This window comes from Nguyenibacter vanlangensis (assembly GCF_013376155.1).
Lineage (GTDB): Bacteria > Pseudomonadota > Alphaproteobacteria > Acetobacterales > Acetobacteraceae > Gluconacetobacter > Gluconacetobacter vanlangensis.
This window is the reverse complement of record NZ_JABXXP010000146.1, coordinates 1-5,932: the sequence shown is the minus strand read 5'-3', so window position 1 is coordinate 5,932 and position 5,932 is coordinate 1. Positions and strand designations below refer to the sequence as shown.

The 5,932-nt window shown below is 67.1% G+C and carries 4 protein-coding genes and 1 tRNA gene; 3 read left to right on the top strand and 2 right to left on the bottom strand.

Features of this window, described 5'->3' with window-relative positions; translation table 11 throughout:
• Positions 1-13: 13 nt before the first annotated feature.
• Both HUK84_RS09050 and HUK84_RS09045 read left to right on the top strand, forming a co-directional pair.
• On the top strand, positions 14-1,258 hold the full coding sequence (locus HUK84_RS09050) for a cytochrome c (protein ID WP_246285571.1): 1,245 nt from the start codon (positions 14-16) through the stop codon (positions 1,256-1,258).
• Between the two features lie 55 nt (positions 1,259-1,313).
• Positions 1,314-2,369, top strand: a complete 1,056-nt coding sequence (locus HUK84_RS09045) for a phytanoyl-CoA dioxygenase family protein (RefSeq protein WP_176640003.1) — start codon at positions 1,314-1,316, stop codon at positions 2,367-2,369.
• Between the two features lie 48 nt (positions 2,370-2,417).
• On the opposite strand, the gene HUK84_RS09040 is transcribed toward HUK84_RS09045, so the two are convergent.
• Positions 2,418-2,492 (bottom strand) — tRNA-Met (locus HUK84_RS09040).
• Positions 2,493-2,664: 172 nt separating this feature from the next.
• On the opposite strand from HUK84_RS09040, the gene HUK84_RS09035 reads away from it, so the two are divergent.
• A complete protein-coding gene (locus HUK84_RS09035) occupies positions 2,665-3,855 on the top strand; it encodes a mechanosensitive ion channel family protein (RefSeq protein ID WP_176640002.1) in 1,191 nt (396 codons plus the stop codon).
• A 331-nt stretch (positions 3,856-4,186) separates the two neighbouring features.
• On the opposite strand, the gene HUK84_RS09030 is transcribed toward HUK84_RS09035, so the two are convergent.
• Positions 4,187-5,737, bottom strand: coding sequence for an APC family permease (locus HUK84_RS09030; protein WP_176640001.1), 1,551 nt, complete (start codon positions 5,735-5,737; stop codon positions 4,187-4,189).
• Positions 5,738-5,932 lie beyond the last annotated feature (195 nt).

The window sequence follows — 5,932 nt, the reverse complement described above, 5'->3', positions numbered from 1 at the left end:
TGGGAGCCCAGGCATGACGCGCGCGGGTCACATCGTCAGCCTGCTGGCCCTGGCGCTGGTCTCGGCTGGGGCCGCGACGGCCCGGGCGCAGCAATCCGACCTGGTCAAGCGTGGCGAATATCTCGAACGCGCCGCGGATTGCGAGGTCTGCCACACCGCGCCCGGCGGCACGCCCTATGCCGGCGGCCGCGCCTTCGACCTGCCCGGGATCGGCCGGATCTACGCGCCGAACATCACCCCGGACAGGGAAACCGGGATCGGCGCCTATACGGATGCGCAATTCGAATCCGCCGTGCGGATGGGCGTGGCGCCGGGGTGGAAACATCTCTACCCGGTCATGCCCTATGCGTCCTATGCCCGCATGACCCCGGACGACGTGCGGGCAATCCGCGCCTATCTGGCGACCCTGCCGGCGGTGCATGCGCCCGCCCCCCCCAATGTCGTGCGCTTTCCCTACAATATCCGTGCCGTGATGCTGGCCTGGAACCTGCTCTATCGTCCGTCCTCGCCGCTCGCGGACGAACCGGGCCGGTCGGCGGCGTGGAACCGTGGCCGCTATCTGGTCGAGGCCGCGGGCCACTGCGCCGAATGCCATTCGCCCCGCACGATGCTGCAGGCGACGTCCAGGGACCGGTCCTATGCCGGCGCCGTAACCAACGGCTGGATCGCCTATAACATTTCCTCCGACCCCGACAGCGGGATCGGGGCCTGGAACGATTCGCAACTGACGGACTATCTGTCCACCGGCCATGCCGACGGCAGGGGCACTGCAGCCGGCCCCATGGCCGAAGTCGTGGGGCACAGCCTGCGGTACCTGACGCCGCAGGACATCGCCGCCATGGTGACCTATCTGCGCAGCCTGCCGGCCCGCCCGGCGAACGAGACGATCACCGCCGTCGCGCCGGATGCGCTGGCCAGTGCCAGCCTCAGCCACAGCGACGGCGCCGGCTTGTTCGCCGGCGCCTGTGCCGGCTGCCACCTGACGGACGGGAAGGGCCGGCAGGTCGATTTCGCCGCGCTCTGGGGCGCGCGAGCCTTCGGCGAAATCCGGGGGCGCAACCTGGTTCGGGTGATGCTGGAGGGGTCGCGGCTGGATACGGCGCACGGCGCGATGACGATGCCCGCCTTCGGCCCCGAATATCGCGACCAGGACCTGGCGGACATCGCCAATTTCGCGATCGGCCATTTCGGCAACCGGGTCGGGCATGTCACCGCGCACGACGTGGCCGAGGCGCGCGCGAGCCCGTCCGCGCCCTGAAGGCGCTGGCTGCCGGCAGCATCATCCCAGAACGGCGCGTCATCCGGAATTTTTCATGAAGATCGACCTACCGAGCCTGGCGCGCAAGATACCATCCCGGCTGCTGATGCCGCCGGTCTGGGTGGCGCAGCTCGCGACCGGCGCGAAATCGTTCCGCGACAACCCGATCATCGGCAGCCGCCGGCTCAACGCGCTCGGCCTGCATAACGCGCGCCAGGGCCTGGCCCACTGGCTGGCCGACCGCCGCCGCCGCCGCCTCGGCCAGGCCCTGGACGCCGATCATGCCGCCGCCTTCCGGCGTGACGGCTTCGTCCTGGTCCCGGATTTCCTGTCGCCCGACATGTTCGCCGCCGCGCTGCGTCAGGCCAGGGATTTCCGCGGGCCAGCCCGTGAGACGATCCAGGGCGACACGATCACCCGCCGCCTGGCGCTCGATCCGGCGGCCCTGCGACGCATGCCCGCGCTCGGCCGAGTCCTCGATGATCCGCTCTGGCGCCGCCTGCTGCGTTTCGTCGGCAGTCATGATGCCGAGCCGGTCTGCTACCTGCAGACGATCCTCTCCGGCGCCGTCGACGGCCCGCCGGATCCGCAGACGGCCTTGCATGCCGACACGTTCCACCCGACCGTCAAGGCATGGCTGACATTGACCGACGTCGCGGAAGGCGCCGGCCCGTTCGTCTATGTCCCTGGTTCGCACATCCTCACGCCGGCGCGCCGGGCATGGGAACGCCGTATGAGCATGACGGCGCGCCACACCCCCGACCGCCTCAGCGGCCGCGGCTCGTTCCGGATCTCGGCCGAAGATCTGCGCCGCCTCGGCTATGACGCGCCACGCGCCTTCGCCGTGCCGGCCAATACGCTGATCGTGGCCGATACGTCCGGCTTCCATGCGCGCGGTCCCAGCCTGCAGCCCGGGATCAGGGTTGAAATCTGGGCATATGGCCGCCGCAACCCATTTCTTTCGCTCCCGTTCGACATCTGGCGGATTCCGGCGCTCGGCCGCCGCCGCGCACCCGTCTTCTGGGCGGTGTGCGACGTGCTGGACCGCCTCGGCCTGAAACGGCAAACCTGGCGCCGCCGGGACAACAGGTCGGCGTTCGATCCGGCCTGATGCAAGGATCGCGCGTCGCTGCCATAAAGGGTGGGGAATCCCGACGCATGGTAGCGGCGGACGGATTTGAACCGCCGACCAAGGGATTATGATTCCCCTGCTCTACCGCTGAGCTACGCCGCCATCGCGTCGGTGGTTGGGGAGATATCCCCCCCGTCATCCAAAGTCAACCCGTTGATCGCGATTGATGCACCTGTTGTCATCATGGTTAAAGAAAAAAGCCTTTTCCCTTGATATGGCGCCATTCATGGCGCGCCACCCGGCCCCGGCCGGGCCACAGACCGGAACGGATTTCGTGAAAAGCGCCTTTCTTGCTCTCCTGATCGACCTTCGCCGATCGTTCGGTTGGCTGCCCGGGATCGTGGCCTCGATCCTGGTCCTGTGCGCGGCCGTGCTGATGGCCGAGATCGTCAGCCGGATCACCACCAAGCTCGTCCTGCGCATCCCGGGGCAGAAGCGCGGGGCCTTCGTCCGTTCCTTCACGCTGGCGATGCGGCGTCCGGCGCGGATCACGCTGGCGATCATCTTTGTCGCGACCGCGCTGCCGGCGTCCGGCCTGTCCTATCGCATGATGCAGATGACGGGCCGGGGATTGCTGGTTCTGTTCGTGCTGATGCTGGGCTATGCGGCAATCGTGGCGATGCGCGTGCTGTCGGACGCCTACCTGGCGCGGATAGACGGCAAGGAAGATCGCGACGACATCCTGCTGCGCACCCATAAGACGCAGGTGCGCGTACTGCGCCGCATGGCGGATATCCTGATCGGTGTCCTGACCGTCGGCTCGGCGCTCATGACCTTCGAATCGGTGCGCGAATATGGCCTCAGCCTGTTCGCGTCGGCCGGCGCCGCCTCCCTGCTGGTCGGCCTGGCGGCCCGGCCGCTGCTGACCAACCTCATCGCCGGCATGCAGATCGCGATGACCCAGCCGATCCGGATGGAAGACCTGATCATCATCAATGGCGACTGGGCGTGGGTCGAGGAAATCACCGCCACCTACGTCGTCCTGCGTGTGTGGGACTGGCGGCGGCACATCGTGCCGATTTCCTATTTCCTGGAAAATTCCTTCCAGAACTGGACGCATAATTCGGCGGCGCTGATCGGCGTGGTGTTCCTGTATCTCGATTTCCACGCCCCGATGGACCGAATCCGCGCCCGGCTGCACGACATCGTGCGCGAAAGCCCGCTATGGGACGGCAAGGTGTTCGACGTCCAGGTCGCGGACTGTTCGGCGCAGGTGATGACGATCCGCGTGATCGCCTCGGCCCGCTCGGCCATGCAGAGCTGGGACCTGCGCTGCGACATCCGCGAGAAGATCATCGTCTTCCTGCGCGACCACTGCCCCGAGGCCCTGCCGCGCGAGCGCATGGCCCATGTCGCGTCGCAATCGGGGCAGGACGTACTGACCGCGCCGGGCGTGATCTCGCCGGCGATCGACCGCCCGCCGCCAGGCTCCTATACCGGCCCCGGCGCTGCCCCAGGGATGTGATGTCGGTGGGAACCGATTGCGGATCAATGGATTAATACCAGCGCGTGTCATGCCAGCGCGTGTCATGATTGACCGTCTTGTTCTCTCTTTTTTCGGGCTCTCTTTTTCGGGGCGCTGCCCCGAACCCCGCCAAAGGCGGTGCCTTTGGAAACCGATCATTTGTCAATGTAATGGGGTGCAGGGGCCCGTGGCCCCAGCCGGGTTCGGGCAGAGCCCGACCTGTCTTCCAAACGGTCAATGTCCAAATGGATTGGTATAAGTCAGGCGGCGTCCCCGTCCTGCCTTGCAGGACACATCTCCGGGCCGACAGACCTCGTCGAGGCCCGCAAAATCAGACCGTGGCGGTTCGCTTGTCGCGGCCGAGGTGCGAATGGGAATGGCCATACAGGACATAGCCCAGCACCCCCAGGACGATATAGCCGCCGAGCAGGAGGGCCGGCAGCGGATTGCCATCGGCCAGGGCACGGATCATGTCCAGAAAGAGCGGCCCGGCCATGATCAGGCAGAACAGGATGCCCAGGCTGGGCACCAGCCCGATCCAGACCCCGCCGACCCGCACCCCGCCCAGCGGCACGCTGAAGGGACGCGCCAGGTCGGGGCGGGCATTGCGCTGCCAGATGACGGTAAAGCACACGATGCCGAATGCCGCCGCCGTGCCCAGGCTGACCAGGTCGCTGATGATGTCGATCGGCAGCGTGGCGGTCGCCGCCGCCACGACCAGGCCCAGCAGGATGGTCCCGATCCACGGCGTGCGAAAGGTCGGATGCAGCCGGCAGAAAATCTTCGGCAGCAGCCCGTCCCGCGCGATGGTGAAGAAAATGCGGGTCTGGCCGTAAAGCAGCCCCAGGATCACCGAGCACAGGCCGATCACCGCCCCCACCTTGATCAGCAGCGCCAGCCAGGGCTGCCCGATCGCATCGACGGCGATCGCCAGGGGATCGGCGACGTTCAGCCGGCGGAACGGCACCACGCCGATCAGCACCACGGCGACGCACATATAGATCAGCGTGCAGATCAGCAGCGAGCCGATGATGCCCAGCGGCACGTCGCGCCGCGGATTGCGCGCCTCGGCCGATGCGGTCGACACCGTCTCGAATCCCACATAGGCGAAAAAGATGACCGAGGCCGCGCGAAAGATGCCCGGCACCCCGTAATGGAACCCGTCCTCACGCGGCGGGATGAATGGTTCCAGATAGGACGGGTGGATGTAACGCAGGCCGAACGCCAGGAACAGCAGCAGCACGCCGACCTTGACGAACACGACCAGCGTATTGATCCGCGCCGATTCCTGGATCCCCAGCACCAGCAGGAACGTCACCAGCAGGACCGAGGCCGCCCCCACAAGGTCCAGCCTGGGCGCGACCAGCAGGCTGGCGCCATGCACGGTCGGCTGGGTCTGCACCAGCGTGGTCGAGATGAACGCGGGCACATGCACGCCCAGATCGTGCAGCAGGCTGGTCGCATAGCCGGAAAAGCCGGCGGCGACCCCGGCGCAGGACACGCCATATTCCAGCAGCAGCAGCCAGCCCACCGCCCACGCCGCCCCTTCGCCCATCGAGACATAGGCATAGCTGTAGGCCGAACCCGAAACCGGCATCGTCGAGGCGAGTTCGCCATAGGACAGCGCCGTGAACAGGCACGCCAGGCCGGCCACCAGGAACGAGAGCAGGATGGCCGGCCCCGCATATTCCGCGGCGGCCGTCCCGGTCATCACATAGATCCCGGCACCGATCGTCGAGCCGATCCCCAGCATCATCAGTTGGATCGGGCCAAGCGTCCGGTGCAGCCCGTGATCCTGGCTTTCCGATTCGATCTGCTGGATGGATTTCCGAAGCCGCAGGCGCCCCGGCGCGGAATCGGGCGTAGGTGAATGAAGAGCCATGAAATTCAGGATAGCACATCGCATGCATGCTGTATCGCAACGATCGGCGGCACGCCGTTCAGTGCGGCCGGTCGCCCAGGATCGCCGCGACCGTGGGTTCGATCAGGCGTGCGATCTCCTGCTGCGCAGCGGTGGTGGGGTGCAGGGGCGGGTCCGGCGGCACCAGGCGCGGGTCCAGGAAACGGCCGGGGTCCG